The sequence below is a fragment of the Compostibacter hankyongensis genome, assembly GCF_039541075.1.
Lineage (GTDB): Bacteria > Bacteroidota > Bacteroidia > Chitinophagales > Chitinophagaceae > Compostibacter > Compostibacter hankyongensis.
The window spans coordinates 1,079,999-1,095,150 of the sequence record NZ_BAABFN010000001.1; the positions used below are offsets into that span (position 1 = coordinate 1,079,999).

A 15,152-nucleotide genomic window follows, 5' to 3' on the forward strand; every position below is an offset into this window, starting at 1 on the left:
TTGAAAAAGACAAAAATTAACGGATGAAAACGATAAAAGGACCCGGTATCTTCCTGGCGCAGTTCCTGGGCGACGAAGCGCCTTTTAACAGCCTCAAAAGCATTTGTGAATGGGCCGCCGGGCTGGGCTATAAAGGTGTGCAGATCCCTGTTTGGGATCCCCGTTGTATTGACATAAAAAAGGCGGCCGAGAGTAAGGACTACGCCGATGAAATAAAAGGCATCGTACAGGAAGCCGGGCTGGAGATCACCGAGCTGAGCAGTCATATTATCGGGCAGCTGGTGGCCGTACATCCGGCCTATGATGACCTGTTCGACGGCTTTGCGCCCCCCCAATATCACGGAAACCCTGCCGAGCGTACCCGTTGGGCGGTGGAACAGCTGAAATATTCCGCCAAGGCCAGCAGGAACCTGGGGCTGAATGCGCACGGTACCTTCAGCGGCGCCCTGCTGTGGCACACCGTATATCCCTGGCCGCAGCGCCCGGCCGGTCTGGTGGAAACCGGTTTCCGGGAACTTGCCAAAAGATGGGTGCCCATACTGGATGTGTTCGAGGACTGCGGAGTAGACCTTTGCTATGAGATCCATCCCGGTGAGGACCTGCACGACGGTATCACTTACGAGCGGTTTCTGGAGGCAACGGGCAACCATAAACGCGCCTGCCTGCTGTACGACCCCAGCCATTTTGTGCTGCAATGCCTGAACTACCTGGAATATATCGATATCTATCACGAGAAGATCCGCATGTTCCATGTAAAGGATGCCGAGTTCAACCCCACCGGCCGCAGCGGGGTATACGGCGGCTACCAGGGATGGGTGGAACGGCCCGGCCGCTTCCGCTCCCTCGGCGACGGACAGGTGGATTTCAAGGGTATCTTCAGCAAGCTCAGCCAGTACGATTACGGCAGCTGGGCCGTCATGGAGTGGGAATGCTGCCTTAAACATCCCGAAGACGGAGCCCGGGAAGGAGCTCCCTTTATCCGCGATCATATCATCCGCGTCACCGAAAAAGCTTTTGACGACTTTGCCGGCGGCGGAGCAGATGAAACGCTGAACCAGAAGGTGCTCGGCCTGAAATAACGGCCGGGTAACGGGAATGGCTACCTTAGAACCGTGAAGGAAGTCCTTGCCACCGGGTCAGCTTGTTTGTATTTTTTAACTAAAACGTTTTACCTTGTAACGGATTGTCCGGATTCCCGCTTTGTGCATCCGGATCATTTTTTATAAAAAAATAACCTTTATATGAAAAACTCAGGTAGGGCGCTGTGTCTGGCCATCGCTGCTTTGATGACCTGCAGTGCTGCACGGCTTACTGCACAGACGGTGAACACGCTTTCCAAAAAGGAAATGCGGCAGGGCTGGAAATTATTATTTGACGGCAAAGACCTGCAGGGCTGGCATCCTTACCTCCACCCCGGAGAAAAGCCGGCCTGGAAGGTGGAAGACGGAACGATCATGACGGACATGCCGGCAAAAGGCGGCGCCGAGGACCTGGTTACCGATGAGGAGTACGGAAACTATGAGCTGAGCCTGGAATGGAATATTGAGGAAGGCGGTAACAGCGGGATCATTTTTAATATCCATGAAGATCCTTCGCACCGCGCCACCTATTTTACCGGTCCCGAGATGCAGGTGCTGGACAATGTAAAGGCCAGCGATAACAAAAAGGAAAACCACCTTGCCGGTTCCCTTTACGATCTGATACCGGCCGACCCCAAGGCCGTGCATCCTGCCGGACAGTGGAACCAGGTAAAGATCCGCGTGGACGACGAGGGCCACCTTGCCTTCTGGATGAACGGGAAGAAGGTGGTGGAGACCCAGCTTTGGACCGATCAGTGGAAAGAGATGGTGGCGGGCAGCAAGTTCAAAAACTGGAAGGATTTCGGTACATATAAGAAAGGGCATATCGCCCTGCAGTTCCATGGCGGTATCGTGAAGTTCCGCAACATCAAGATACGGCCGCTGAAAGGGTGAAGGGTGAAGGGTGAAAGGCAAAGGGCATTAATTTGGTAATTTACTTCGTGCATAATGTTTTTTTTATTTGTCTCAGTGAAGGCTTCGCCTTTGATGATATGCTGATTTATTTCGTGCTCAATGATCTTTGGTGGTCTCAATGAACGCTCCGCGTTTGATGATTGTTTCATCATCAAATTATCAAATTCCCAAATCATCAAATCAATCATAACCCATCCTATGAAACAGACATTCGTTTTCATCATGATCTGCGGCATGCTGGCCTCCTGCGGCAACAGTGGCAGCGGCAACGCGGCCCAGGACAGCACGGTTGCCGGTCCCGCAACAGACAGTTCCGAGGCCACCGCAGAAACGGCTCCGCCGAACCAGCTTACCGACGCCGAAAAAGCGGCAGGCTGGCAGCTGCTCTTTGATGGTACGTCGCTCAGCGGCTGGCACTCCTTCCATCAGCAGCAGCCGGGCAGCGCCTGGAAAATACAGGACGGCGCCATCATGCTGGATACCGCTCAGCGTAAAGGCTACCAGATAAAGGGTGGGGGAGATCTCCTGACCGACGCCACCTATGGCAACTTCGACCTGAAGCTGCAATGGAAGATACAGCCCTGCGGTAACAGCGGCGTGCTTTTCTATGTGCAGGACGAGCCCAGATATGCCGAAAGCTGGCATACCGGCCCCGAGGTGCAGGTGCTGGACAATTCCTGCCACTCCGATGCCAAAATACCCAAGCACCGCGCCGGTGATTTGTATGATCTTATCTCCTCCAGTCCCGAGACGGTAAATCCTGCCGGCCAGTGGAACGACGTAGAGATCCGTTCAGACAACGGACATCTGCAGCTATTCCTGAACGGGGTACAGGTCGTGGAAACACAGCTGTGGACGGATGAATGGAAAAAGCTGGTGGCCGGCAGCAAGTTTAAGGCCATGCCCGGATTCGGTACCTTCAAGGAAGGTCACCTTGCCCTGCAGGACCATGGCTTCATGGTCTGGTACCGCAATATCCGCATCCGGAAGCTCTGAACAGGAGCAGCGATAATTTAAAAAAAAGTTTAAACCCAAACCTGTAAATTTATGTCCTCATAAATTACAGGTTTTATTTTTCTACTATGCGTCTATTTCATACTCTTCTTCTGTTAGGCGGCGTTGCGCTGCTCGGGATCTCCTGCACCCATAAACGTCCGGGCCGTCCGCGGATCCTCGTTTTTGGAAAAACCGCCGGTTTTCACCATGCCTCCATCCCAGACGGTATGAAGGCCATCCGGCAGCTGGGCACTGAGAACGGTTTCGATGTGGACACCACTACCGATGCCGCGAAGTTTACCGAGGATACCCTCAAGCAATATACTGCGGTAGTATTTATGAGCACTACCGGCGATGTGCTGGATGACCGTCAGCAGGCAGACTTTGAAAGATATATCCAGGCCGGCGGCGGCTATCTGGGTGTACACGCCGCCGCGGACTGCGAATATCACTGGCCCTGGTACGGCAAGCTGGTCGGCGCTTATTTCAAAAGCCATCCCCGGCAGCAGCAGGCCACCCTGCATATCCACAAGGACGCGAAGTTCCCGGTGACGGATTCCCTGCCCGATCCCTGGACGCGGAAGGATGAGTGGTACAACTTCCGCCAGCCGCCGACGGATGTGCATGTGCTGGTATCGATAGACGAAAAATCGTATGAAGGCGGGGAAAACGGAGATAATCATCCCATGGTATGGTACCACGAGTACGACGGAGGAAGGGCTTTTTATATGGAGCTGGGTCATACCAACGAATCCTATACGGAACCCAATTTCCTGAAGCTGCTGCTGGCCGGTCTGAAATATGCCATCAGTAAAAACGAAGAGCTGGACTACCGGAAAGCCACCAGCCTGCGCATACCCGATGAAGACCGCTTTGCCAAGGAATTTCTGGGCGGGGGGCTTGACGAGCCCACCGAGCTGACCGTATTGCCCAACCTGGATATCCTCATCGGCGAGCGGAAGGGACAGATCATGTTTTACAATGCTGCGCAAAAAAAAATGTCGCAGGTAGCGGAGCTGAAGGTATACAGCAAGGCCCTGCATGTAAAGGGGGTAAATGTGGAAACCGGTCTGATGGGACTGCAGGCCGACCCGCAGTATGAAAAGAACCACTGGATATATGTTTATTATTCCCCGGTGGATAAATCCGTAGACCGGCTGTCCCGCTTCAAGTTCGAGAACAATACCTTCAACCTGCAAAGCGAGCAGACCATCCTGGAGGTAAATACCAACCGGGAGATATGCTGCCATACCGGCGGATCCATCGCTTTTGACGGCGAAGGCAACCTGTATCTGTCGGTAGGCGACAATACCACGCCCTTCGACGAAAAGGATACGGTTACCGGCAAGGGCTTCCCGGTGAACCTGCACGGTTTTTCCCCGCTGGACGACCGGCCGGGGTATGAGCATTACGACGATCGTCGCGCCGCCGGTAACAGCAACGACCTGCGGGGCAAGATACTGCGTATAAAGGTCCATGAAGATGGTACCTATGAAATACCGAAGGGAAATCTTTTCCCGGAAGGCACTGCCAAAACGCGACCGGAGATATATGTGATGGGCGATCGCAACCCCTACCGTATTTCAGTAGACAAGCACAACGGTTACCTGTACTGGGGTGAGGTAGGTCCCGATGCCGGCAACGACAGCCTTGAAACGCGGGGCCCCCGCGGTTACGACGAAGTAAACCAGGCGCGCAAGGCCGGCAATTTCGGATGGCCCTACTTTGTGGGAAACAACTATCCTTATCATCAGTATGATTACGCTACCGGCACCCCCGGCCCGGCATTCGATCCTGAGCATGTGGTCAATAATTCGCGTAACAATACCGGTATACGCGATCTGCCGCCCGCCCAGCCCGCCTTTATCTGGTATCCCTATGCCGCCTCACCCGATTTCCCCCAAGTGGGACAGGGTGGGCGTACCGCCATGGCCGGCCCGGTATATTACGTGAACGACTATCCTAAAGAGACCCGTCTGCCGGATTACTACGACGGCAAGTTCTTCGCTTACGACTGGATCCGTAACTGGATCAAGGTGGTGACGATGGACAAGGAAGGCAACCTGCAGAAGATAGAGCCTTTTATGCCGCATGAGAAATTCAACAATATCAGCGATATGGAGGTGGGTAAAGACGGCCGCATCTATATCGTAGAATATGGCAAGGGATGGTTTGCCAAGAACCCCGACGCGGGTCTGTATGTGATCACCTATAACGGGGGCAACCGTCCGCCTGAGGCTTCGCTCGAGGTGAACAAAAAGGCCGGTGCGCTGCCCTTTGCGGTACATGCCTCCGTGAAGGCAAACGACCCCGACGGAGATTCGCTGACCTATCACTGGCAGCTCGGAGATCAGGTAAAAAGGGATACAAAAACGCCGGAGCTGGACTATACCTTCCAAAATCCGGGAACCTATCCCGTATCGGTATCCGTGGAAGATACGCATGGTGCCAGCGTAAAGAGCAGCGCGATCACCGTATATGCCGGAAATGAGGCGCCGCAGGTAGACCTGCAGGTGAAAGGAAATCCTTCCTTTTATTTCCCTGGGAAGCCGGTCGCCTATGCGGTGACGGTGCAGGACAAGGAAGACGGCAGTACGGAGGCCGGTAATCTGGATCTTTCCCGGCTGCTCGTGCGGGCCGATTATTTGGAGAGCCCGGACAAGGCAGCCCTGCCTGTAGGGCATGAGGCCGCGATGGTGGCCGGCGTATCCGGCAAGAGCATCATGGAGTCGCTGGATTGCCAGTCCTGTCACAAGGTGGATACCACCTCTGTAGGTCCTGCCTTTATGCGGGTGGCCGAAAAATACAAATCCGATCCCAAAGCTGAGGATTACCTGGCGCATAAGATCATAAAAGGCGGTTCGGGAGTATGGGGAGAGGTAGCGATGGCCGCCCATCCCAACCTGTCGGTGGATGATGCGGAGAAGATCGTCAGCTGGATTCTTTCCCTGGCCGACGAGAGGGCCGCAGGACCCTCGCTTCCCCCTTCCGGCACGGTTAACCCCGGGCAGTTCAAGCTTACCGATCAGGGCGTGCTGATGATCAGCGCAGCCTATACGGACAAGGGCGGAAATCAGGTGCCCCCGCTTACAGGCCGGAGCACCGTTGTGTTGCAGAATCCCTACCTGTCCGCTACGGATGCGAAGTCTTCAGGATTTTCAGATCAGAAGATGGGGGATCTGCAGTTTGCCGCGTTGAATGGAGCAAAGGGATGGCTGTCTTTCAGAAAGATCAGCCTGCAGGATATACATACGGTAGAAATCCGTTATGGCGTGGATACTGCGGTGGCGCAGGGCTGGCAGCTGGAGCTGCACCTCGACAAGCCTGACGGTCCGCTGGCCGGGCAGGTTACCCTGGGTCCGGGCGCATCCGCGAAGAAGCCGGTAACGGCAACGCTTACACTCGGCGATGCTGCCGGCAATGCTCCGCACGACCTGTACTTTGTGGTGCAGAAAAAGGAAGCGTCGGAAAAAGGTCGGCTGGGGATCGTCGGCATGCGGTTCCGGTAGAAGTCTAAGGTTCAAAGTTTAAGGTCTAAAGTTAATTTGCCTGGAATGAAACTTTAGACCTTAAACTTTAAACTTAAAGCGCCTTTTACCCTTCTCCTTTCACCTTTTTACCCTGTCAGGGGCTTAGGAAGTATACACCAAGTAATTGATCAGCAGGGCGCCCGAGATGATCAGCAGCCCGAAAAACTCCCGCGTCTTTTCGATCCAGGGCTTTGTGGCCTGCATGGTAGCGGCAATATTCTGCGCACGGTACTTGGTTATCCAATCCCTTACCCCGTCTTTGGCAAAGAACAGGATCACAGCGTAGACCAGGTAAAAAGCAATGGCTACCAGGTAGGCGATGGGGAAATAATACCCGAAAACGGCCGCCCCGCAGCAAAGCGCGGCGAAAAGATAGATGGGCACCCAGAGCCAGGAATCCGTATCGTTCAGGTTCAGCCAGGCAAACCACAGGAAGGCCAGGCAAAAGATAACATTGATGATGATCATGATTAAGATAGTCTGCTATACAATATTTTTCTTCAGGTACTGGTAGCTCTTCGTAATGCTGACAAAGGGATCGCCGGGGCATTTGTCCTGTTCTACAAAGAAATGCTGCATGCCGGCTTCCTGCTTGTGCTGGAAGATGGTTTTGAAATCAATAACACCGCTGCCTACTTCCGTAAAATTCTGCTCGGGCGTATTGTCCATATCCTTTACATGCCATAGCGGAAAACGGCCCGGATTTTGCTGGAAAAGCTCCAGGGGTTTACGGCCTGCCCGGGTGACCCAGTAAAGATCCATTTCCATTTTTACGAGGTCCTTGTCGGTTTCCCGGAGCAGCACGTTATAAGGCAGTTCCCCGTTTATGCTTTCAAATTCAAAGTTGTGATTATGATAGCAGAATTGTATCCCTGCTTTTTTACAGGTTTCTCCCGCCTTGTTGAAGCTGAGTGCAATCTGTTTGTAATCGTCGATGGTTTTTCTTTCTTCCGGCATCAGATAGGCGCATACCATGTATTCCAGTCCTGCGGTATGTGCATCCTCTACGGCCTTTTCCCAATCGTGCAGTATCGTGCCTTTGGCAAAGGTGCCGTTCTGCAGGGCGGCTCCCAACATATAATGACTGCTGGGCATCTGCAGGCCGTTCTTTTTCAGCAGGGCGGCAAAGTCTTCCGCGCTCATGCCATAAAAAGACTCCGTTCCGGTATAGGTGGCGCCTTCTACGATCTGATAGCCCACCTCGGCCACGCGGGCCAGCGTGCCGCTGGGATCTTTTTGCATCGCATCGCGGACGGTATAGAGCTGCAGCCCTATTTTATTGCTGCTGCTTCCGCTGCAGGCGCTGAGCAGAGAAGGGCCGAGGCCGATGCCCAGCGAAAGCAGCGTGCCTTGCTTCAGAAAGGATCTTCTGGATGTCATGATAAGCTTTTTAGGATAAAGGAATGGGGACTGATCATGATCGATCCCGTTAAATTTCCTGTAAAGATACGTTCTCCGCAGGCAACCTCTACACCTGCAGACCCGCTTTATTTTCCTATAAAGATACATTCTTGCCGGGTTAAAGAAAGCCCTATTTATGTAAAAACCAGCTAAAATGTAAAAAACACATCATAATAGCGGATTACTTTTTGTTATGTGCTGTCCTTTGCTTAATTTTCAGTAACTTTTTTACGACCTAATCTCTGCTATCATTGAGCACATCCTGAAAATCCCTTATCGATTTGTTTCGATCAGATGAATTACCCGTTGATTTTTGAACCTGTTTTACTCATCTTAAAATCTGTCCTATGTCTCCTCCGACCTGATCCGATGTCATTTGTTATTCCTCCTTTTCATTAACCAAAATCTATTGTATGAGACACCTCTCTCAAAGGGCAATATTTTGCCTGGTGTCCTTGCTATGCGCCACAACAGCCATGGCCCAGAAGGATATTTCAGGCAAGATAACCAGCAATGCCGATAAGCAGCCTGTTGTCGGTGCTACCATCCGTTTAAAGGGAACGACCACCGGCACCGTCACCGGCGCCGACGGGTCCTTCAAGCTGACCATTCCGGGAACCGGAGATGAGCAGCTCGAAGTATCCTTTGTCGGATTCAACACGAAAACCATTCCGGTAGGAGATCAAAGTACTTTCAATATCGGCCTGGATGAAAATGCCAGCACACTCGAGGAAATCGTGGTTACCGGTTATACCACCCAAAAGAAAAAGGACCTTACCGGATCTGTGGCGGTGGTGAATGTCGATGAAATGACCCGGCAGCCTTCCGGCACGGTTACCAAGCAGCTGCAGGGGCAGGCATCCGGCGTCACAGTGGTCGGGTCCGGACAGCCGGGCAGTAATCCGCAGGTAAGGATCCGCGGCGTCAACACCTTTGGCAACAATACTCCGCTATATGTTGTAGATGGGGTGCCCACCCAGAATATAGCAGACCTCAACCCCAATGACGTAGCTTCAATGCAGGTGCTCAAAGATGCGGGCGCTGCCTCCATTTATGGATCGCGCGCCTCCAATGGCGTAATCATCATTACTACCAAAAAGGGCAGCGGTAAGGTGACGGTCAGCTACGACGGATATTACGGCACACAACGTCCGCTGGGCGGCAACCCCTGGCATACGCTCACTCCTATGGAGATGGCCCAGCTGAAGTTCAACGCCCTGGAGAATACCGGAACGCCGGTTACCGCCGCAAAGCCGGACCCTCTTTACGGCGGCGGGCCGGATCCCACCCTGCCTGATTATATAGAGCCTGCCGGCGCCAAAGAAGGCAGCCCGGAAGTGGACCCTTCTAAATATAATGTAAACATGTATGACGACGGCTACTCCGATTTCTATCGCATTGTGAGGGCGAACAAAACCGGCACTGACTACTTTCATGCCATTTTCAAGCCGGCGCCCATTACCAGTCACAATATCGCGGTGAGCGGCGGCGGTGAAAAAGGTAACTACCTTTTTTCTTTTAACTATTTCAACCAGCAGGGCACATTGATCGAGACCCACCTGAAAAGATATACGATCCGTTCCAACACCCAGTTCAATATTACGCAGCATGTCCGCGTAGGCGAAAACCTTGCCTATTCCATTACCGATAACCCGACAATAAGCGATCTCACCGAAGGCAGCGCCATCGGCATGGCCATGCGGCAACAGCCCATCATCCCCGTATATGATATCATGGGAAATTACGCCGGATCGTTCAGCTCCGCCCCCCTGGGTAATGCCAGAAACCCGGTGGCTATACAGGAACGCACCCGTAACAACCGCGGATATACCAACCGGCTTTTTGGGAATATGTTCGTAGAAGCGGACTTCCTGCAGCATTTCACCGTCCGCACCAGTTTCGGTGGAGAAAGCTTTGCCACCAGCTCTCATTCTTTTACCTTTCCCCAGTACGAGAATCAGGAGAATGAGACCACAACGGCCTCTTATACCGAAAACTCCTCTTACGGCTATAACTGGACCTGGACAAATACCCTCCAATACAAACAACGATTCAATGATATGCACGATCTGCAGGTGCTGATCGGAACGGAAGCCTACAACAACGCCGGCCGGAACTTGGGCGGCACTACGAAGGATTATTTTTCCTTCGATCCCAGCTATACCAGTCTTACTTCCGGCACCGGCACTCCCGTCAACAGCAGCAGCAGCTATACCGACGGGCTGTTCTCACTGATCGGCAGGCTGGATTATAGCTTCCGGGACAAATACCTCCTTAGCGCTACCGTACGGCGCGATGGCTCCTCCAAGTTTGCTACTTATCAATATGGTTGGTTCCCGGCAGTAACTGCCGGCTGGCGTATCTCCCAGGAAAATTTCATGAAGGACATTTCCTGGCTGAGCGATCTTAAGATACGCGGCGGTTATGGGGTAATGGGTAACCAGCTCAATGTGGAGGCCGATAACCCTTACAGCACCTTTAACCTGGACAAAGGCAACTCTTATTATGATATCCGGGGCACCAGCAGTAGTATTGATCCGGGCCTTCGACAGAACCGTATCGGAGCTCCCGATGCCAAATGGGAAAAAGATGTAAATGCCAATATCGGTTTGGATGCCTCGATGTTCGACGGCATGCTGGAGCTGAGCGCAGATTACTATCGTAAAGATATCCGTGATCTGCTCTATAATCAGGCGCTTCCCGGGACCGCCGGCAATGCCACCGTGCCCTTTGTGAATGTGGCCAAGATGAAGAACTCGGGTGTGGACGCTTCTGTACGGGTTGCCACAGACCTGGCAAAGGACCTGAAGCTCACCGCCACGGTCTCCTTTACCACCTATCGTAATGAGATTGTGAACGTGTCCACGCTTTCCCAGTATTTTGACCAGGACGGCCGCCGCTTTAACGGAGCCAGCATCATCCGGAACGCCGTCGGTCAGCCCGTATCTTCCTTCTTCGGCTACAAGGTGACGGGCTTCTGGAACGATCAGCAGGAAATCGCTGCCGCCAACGAAGGGGCAAAGAAGGCCACGGGAGATACAGGCGCCGTATATCAGACGGATGTGGCATTGGGCCGTTTCCGGTATGCGGATATCAATGGGGACGGCGTGATCACCCCCGACGACCGCACCTATCTTGGTAGCCCCAACCCGGACTTCAGTTACGGGCTGAACCTCGGGCTTACCTATAAAAATTTTGATTTCAGTATCTTCCTGTATGGTGTACAGGGCGCGGAGATATGGAACAACCTGCGCTGGTGGATGGACTTCTATTCTTCCTTTGCCGGAGCAAAAAGTAAAACTGCCCTGTATGACTCCTGGACCCCCGAACACCATAATGCCCGGGCACCCATTCAGGAAAATGTAGGTTCTTTCAGTACCAACAGCGTGCCCAACTCCTATTTTGTGGAGAACGGATCCTATCTCCGTGCAAAGAATATGCAGCTGGGTTATACTTTTTCCCCCAACCTGATCAGGCGCATCGGCCTGGAAAAGCTCCGGGTCTATATCCAGGCGGCCAACGTATTTACCATTACAAAGTATACGGGTACCGATCCTGAAATCAATGGCAACGGGGTTACCGACTACGGGATCGATGAAGGAGCATATCCGAACCAGCGCGAATTTCTGGTCGGCGTCAATCTTTCATTCTGAGGCGATATTGTTTTCAACACCACAAAAGCAAAAGCTATGAAATCAAATAAATCTGCATCCGCCTGTAAGAAGGGAAACCTGCTGATGCGACCCGCTTCCAGGCTTGCGCTCCTGCTCATGGTCGTGGCGGCCCTGCTACCCGTTTCCTGCAGCAAGGACTATCTGGACCGGGCTCCCCGCGGCGGCATAGAGGGGACTACCCTGAACAACAAAAAAAGCGTGGATGCCCTGCTGATCGGTGCGTACGCCGCACTGGACGGACAAAACGTCGGGGCGGCCAATCCCTGGGAATCCTCCCCGGATAACTGGATATATGGCAGCGTAGCCGGCGGAGATGCCCATAAGGGCAGCGATGGTACCGACCAACCCGCGATCATCCCCATTGCCAATTTTAATTCCGATCCCAGCAATGGCTTCTTTAACAGCAAATGGGTAGCCGTATACGAAGGGATTTCGCGCACGAACCTCGTGCTGCAAAAGGCAAAACTGGCCGAGGACATGACCGATGAGGAAAGAACCGGAGCCAATGCCGAGGCGCGTTTCCTGAGAGGCTATTACTATTTCGATCTGAAGAAGATGTTCAACATGGTGCCCTGGATCAGCGATACGACTAACGGATATAACGTGTCGAACGAAAAGGACATATGGCCGCTGATCGAAGCGGATTTCAAGTTCGCCATGGATAGCCTGCCCGAAACGCAACCCGAAGTGGGCCGCGCCAACAAATGGGCTGCCGAAGCTTTTCTGGCCAAGACCTATCTGTATCAGCATAAATACGCTGAGGCAAAGACGCTCTTTGATGAGGTTATTGCGAAGGGACAGACCTCAAACGGTCTGCGTTATGCCCTTACCCAAAAGTTTGAAGATAACTTCGATGCCGCTGCGAAGAATAACTCCGAATCGGTGTTTGCCATACAAATGGTCGCTAATGACGGCACGAACGGCATTGCCAATGCCAACCAGGGCGACATGCTCAACTTCCCATATGGCAATAGTCCTTTTGGTTGCTGCGGATTCTACCAGCCTACGCAGGACCTGGTCAATTCCTACCGTACCGATGCTGCCGGCCTCCCTTATTTGGATGACTATAATCAGCATGCGGTGAAAAGCGATATGGGAGTGCCCTCAGATAAAGCATTTACTCCGGATAACGGGAACCTGGATCCCCGTCTCGACTGGACCGCCGGTCGCCGGGGCATCCCGTATCACGATTGGGGGCTGCATCCGGGTAGGGATTGGATCCGGGATCAGAACTATTCCGGTCCGTATGCCCCCAAAAAGAATGTGTACTGGCAGTACAATGAGGATAAATACCATGATGCCAACTCCTGGGCTCCCGGCTCAGCCATCAATGTGGTGGTGATGCGTTTTGCTGACGTGCTGCTGATGGCCGCCGAATGTGAAGCGCAGTTGAATAACCTGGCCAAGGCGGAGACTTATGTGAATCAGGTGCGCAACAGGGCGGCCAATACCGCGGGATGGTTGTATAAATACAAGGATAATGCAAAGCCGCTGGATGGATTCTCCACTACGCCGGCCGCGCATTATGTGATAAAACCTTATCCCGGAGGCGCGTTTACCACGAAAGCATATGCCCTCAAAGCCATCTATTTTGAACGGAAGCTGGAACTGGCCATGGAAGGGCAGCGTTTCTTCGACCTGGTGCGCTGGGGCATTGCGGCAACGGCGCTGAACAATTTCTTTGCCTACGAAGGAAAGCTTACGAGTGACATCAGGAATGGCCATTTCAACAGTGGAAAAAATGACTATTATCCCATACCGCAGACGCAGATCGACCGCAGTTCGGTCAACGGTACAGCAACGCTCAAGCAGAATCCCGGATACTGACCCCCTAAGGGAGAAAGGTGAAGGGAGAAAGGTGAAAGGCATTTTAAGGATTTGACGATGTGCTGGTTTACCCGGTGCACCAGCACATCTCAGATCAACGTTAGATATTAAGCATTATGCGATACCATAGGCCCGTTCCAGGCGCGGCAGCCGTCATATCCTTGCTGTTGCTCAGCGCCTGCCTGGGTCGAGGTCCTTCATCTGCCCGCCCTGGCGACCGGGATACAGCCGCAGGTAACGATCTTGTGCGGCAGTATTGCAGCAGCTGCCATCTGCCGGTATACCCGGACATGCTGGACAGCGTCGTTTGGACAGATCACGTCCTGCCGGCCATGGCTCCCCATCTCGGGATCGGGGTCTGGCAGGAGAAGGAATATTATCCGCGGACGCGAGATACCGCCGGCCGCCTGATCTCCTTTGACCGGTGGATGGCGCTTGTGGATTATTATAAGGCCCAGGCTCCCAAAAATATCCCGCCTGCACAGCGACCTGTGCCGTTTCGGAACGACAGTTTTGTCTTCCGGCTCCGGAAGCCGCTATGGACAGACAGCATACATACGGCCGCCACCGGCATGGTCTGTATCGACAGTTCCGGGCACAACGTGTTTTTTGCCGGTGCGCTGGACAACCTGCTCTACCGCTGGAACGGACGGGATACGCCGGTTGCGGTTCGGCAATTGCCATCTCCGGCCGTACGGATGCTCCTGGAGAAGGACCGCCCGGGCCGCGCCGTGCTCACCTGTATCGGTAATATGCGGGCGGTGGACAGGGCCGAAGGCGAAGTGCTGGAATTGCCGCTAAACGGCGACCCGAAGGCGTCGCCTGTCGTTATCGCCGGTCATCTTCCCCGGCCCGTACAGGCCGTTCCGGGCGATTTTAACGGCGACGGCCGACAGGATTGGGTGGTCTGTGGTTTCGGACACAATCGCGGCGGTCTCTTTTTGCTGGAACAGAAGGCGGACGGCGGGTTTAACCGGAAGGTGCTGCGGGAGGTGCCCGGAGCGGAACAGGCCGTGGTCACCGACTTCAACCGCGATGGCCGGCCGGATATCCTCGCCCTGTTCGCCCAGGCCGACGAAGGCGTCTGGCTGTTTTTAAACGAAGGTCGGGGCCGCTTTACCGTGAAAAATCTGTTACGGTTTCCGCCGGTTTTTGGCTCTACTTCCTTTCAGCTGACAGATGTCAACAAAGACGGGCGACCGGACATCCTGTATACCTGTGGGGACAATGCCGATTATTCTCAAGAGCTGAAGCCCTTTCATGGTGTGTATCTTTTTCTGAACCAGGGCGGCACACGATACAGGCAGGCCTGGTTTTATCCGGTGAATGGCTGTACAAAAGCAGTGGCAGCCGATATGGACGAGGACGGAGATGTCGATATTGCCTCCATCGCTTTTTTCGGGGACCTGGAGCACTGTCCGGAAGAGACCTTTATCTGCTTTGAGCAGGACAGGCCCATGCATTTCATACCGCACGCGATACCCGTGCATGCCTCCGGCCGGTGGATCAGCATGGATCTGGGCGACCTGGACGGGGACGGGGACCCGGATATCGTGCTGGGCAACTATTCCAACGGCCTGATCATCCAGGATCATCTGGTGCCGGACTGGAACACTACGCTACCGGTTATCCTGCTGGAAAACAAAAGCAGAATGCCCTGACGCGCCGCATGCCCCGGCGTTGCCGCAACGCGGCTCGCGCCGCCCTGAGATTACGGCGTAAGCCCGCAG

The 15,152-nt window shown here is 53.7% G+C and carries 9 protein-coding genes; 7 read left to right on the forward strand and 2 right to left on the reverse strand.

Annotated features, from left to right (window positions below; all coding sequences use genetic code 11):
• Nucleotides 1-23 precede the first annotated feature (23 nt).
• The 4 genes from ABD851_RS04525 to ABD851_RS04540 all read left to right on the forward strand — a co-directional run bounded on the left by ABD851_RS04525 (nt 24) and on the right by ABD851_RS04540 (nt 6,499).
• Nucleotides 24-1,079, forward strand: coding sequence for a sugar phosphate isomerase/epimerase family protein (locus ABD851_RS04525; protein ID WP_344976012.1), 1,056 nt, complete (start codon nt 24-26; stop codon nt 1,077-1,079).
• 162 nt (nt 1,080-1,241) lie between these two features.
• Complete coding sequence (locus ABD851_RS04530; RefSeq protein ID WP_344976016.1) at nt 1,242-1,973, forward strand: 3-keto-disaccharide hydrolase; 732 nt, start codon at nt 1,242-1,244, stop codon at nt 1,971-1,973.
• A gap of 219 nt (nt 1,974-2,192) precedes the next feature.
• A complete protein-coding gene (locus tag ABD851_RS04535; protein ID WP_344976019.1) occupies nt 2,193-2,990 on the forward strand; it encodes a 3-keto-disaccharide hydrolase in 798 nt (265 codons plus the stop codon).
• A gap of 86 nt (nt 2,991-3,076) precedes the next feature.
• The gene (locus tag ABD851_RS04540; RefSeq protein WP_344976024.1) at nt 3,077-6,499 is read left to right on the forward strand and encodes a ThuA domain-containing protein; all 3,423 of its coding nucleotides are present in this window, start codon (nt 3,077-3,079) and stop codon (nt 6,497-6,499) included.
• A gap of 123 nt (nt 6,500-6,622) precedes the next feature.
• Here the strand turns inward: ABD851_RS04540 and ABD851_RS04545 are convergent, their stop codons facing one another.
• Both ABD851_RS04545 and ABD851_RS04550 read right to left on the reverse strand, forming a co-directional pair.
• Nucleotides 6,623-6,988 (reverse strand): transmembrane 220 family protein, encoded by a 366-nt coding sequence (locus tag ABD851_RS04545; RefSeq protein ID WP_344976027.1) that lies wholly within the window; start codon nt 6,986-6,988, stop codon nt 6,623-6,625.
• Nucleotides 6,989-7,003: 15 nt separating this feature from the next.
• Entirely contained in the window at nt 7,004-7,900 is an 897-nt protein-coding gene (locus ABD851_RS04550; protein WP_344976031.1) for a sugar phosphate isomerase/epimerase family protein, read from the reverse strand.
• Nucleotides 7,901-8,334: 434 nt separating this feature from the next.
• On the opposite strand from ABD851_RS04550, the gene ABD851_RS04555 reads away from it, so the two are divergent.
• The 3 genes from ABD851_RS04555 to ABD851_RS04565 all read left to right on the forward strand — a co-directional run bounded on the left by ABD851_RS04555 (nt 8,335) and on the right by ABD851_RS04565 (nt 15,083).
• On the forward strand, nt 8,335-11,574 hold the full coding sequence (locus ABD851_RS04555) for a SusC/RagA family TonB-linked outer membrane protein (protein WP_344976034.1): 3,240 nt from the start codon (nt 8,335-8,337) through the stop codon (nt 11,572-11,574).
• Nucleotides 11,575-11,610: 36 nt separating this feature from the next.
• Nucleotides 11,611-13,422, forward strand: a complete 1,812-nt coding sequence (locus ABD851_RS04560; RefSeq protein WP_344976037.1) for a RagB/SusD family nutrient uptake outer membrane protein — start codon at nt 11,611-11,613, stop codon at nt 13,420-13,422.
• Nucleotides 13,423-13,538: 116 nt separating this feature from the next.
• Complete coding sequence (locus tag ABD851_RS04565; protein ID WP_344976041.1) at nt 13,539-15,083, forward strand: FG-GAP repeat domain-containing protein; 1,545 nt, start codon at nt 13,539-13,541, stop codon at nt 15,081-15,083.
• Nucleotides 15,084-15,152 lie beyond the last annotated feature (69 nt).

Excerpts from the sequence above, each read along its gene's own strand:
- ABD851_RS04525 (WP_344976012.1), top strand. The coding sequence starts at position 24 with ATGAAAACGATAAAAGGACCCGGTATCTTCCTGGCGCAGTTCCTGGGC.
- ABD851_RS04530 (WP_344976016.1), top strand. The coding sequence starts at position 1,242 with ATGAAAAACTCAGGTAGGGCGCTGTGTCTGGCCATCGCTGCTTTGATG.
- ABD851_RS04535 (WP_344976019.1), top strand. The coding sequence starts at position 2,193 with ATGAAACAGACATTCGTTTTCATCATGATCTGCGGCATGCTGGCCTCC.
- ABD851_RS04540 (WP_344976024.1), top strand. The coding sequence starts at position 3,077 with ATGCGTCTATTTCATACTCTTCTTCTGTTAGGCGGCGTTGCGCTGCTC.
- ABD851_RS04545 (WP_344976027.1), bottom strand. The coding sequence starts at position 6,988 with ATGATCATCATCAATGTTATCTTTTGCCTGGCCTTCCTGTGGTTTGCC.
- ABD851_RS04550 (WP_344976031.1), bottom strand. The coding sequence starts at position 7,900 with ATGACATCCAGAAGATCCTTTCTGAAGCAAGGCACGCTGCTTTCGCTG.
- ABD851_RS04555 (WP_344976034.1), top strand. The coding sequence starts at position 8,335 with ATGAGACACCTCTCTCAAAGGGCAATATTTTGCCTGGTGTCCTTGCTA.
- ABD851_RS04560 (WP_344976037.1), top strand. The coding sequence starts at position 11,611 with ATGAAATCAAATAAATCTGCATCCGCCTGTAAGAAGGGAAACCTGCTG.
- ABD851_RS04565 (WP_344976041.1), top strand. The coding sequence starts at position 13,539 with ATGCGATACCATAGGCCCGTTCCAGGCGCGGCAGCCGTCATATCCTTG.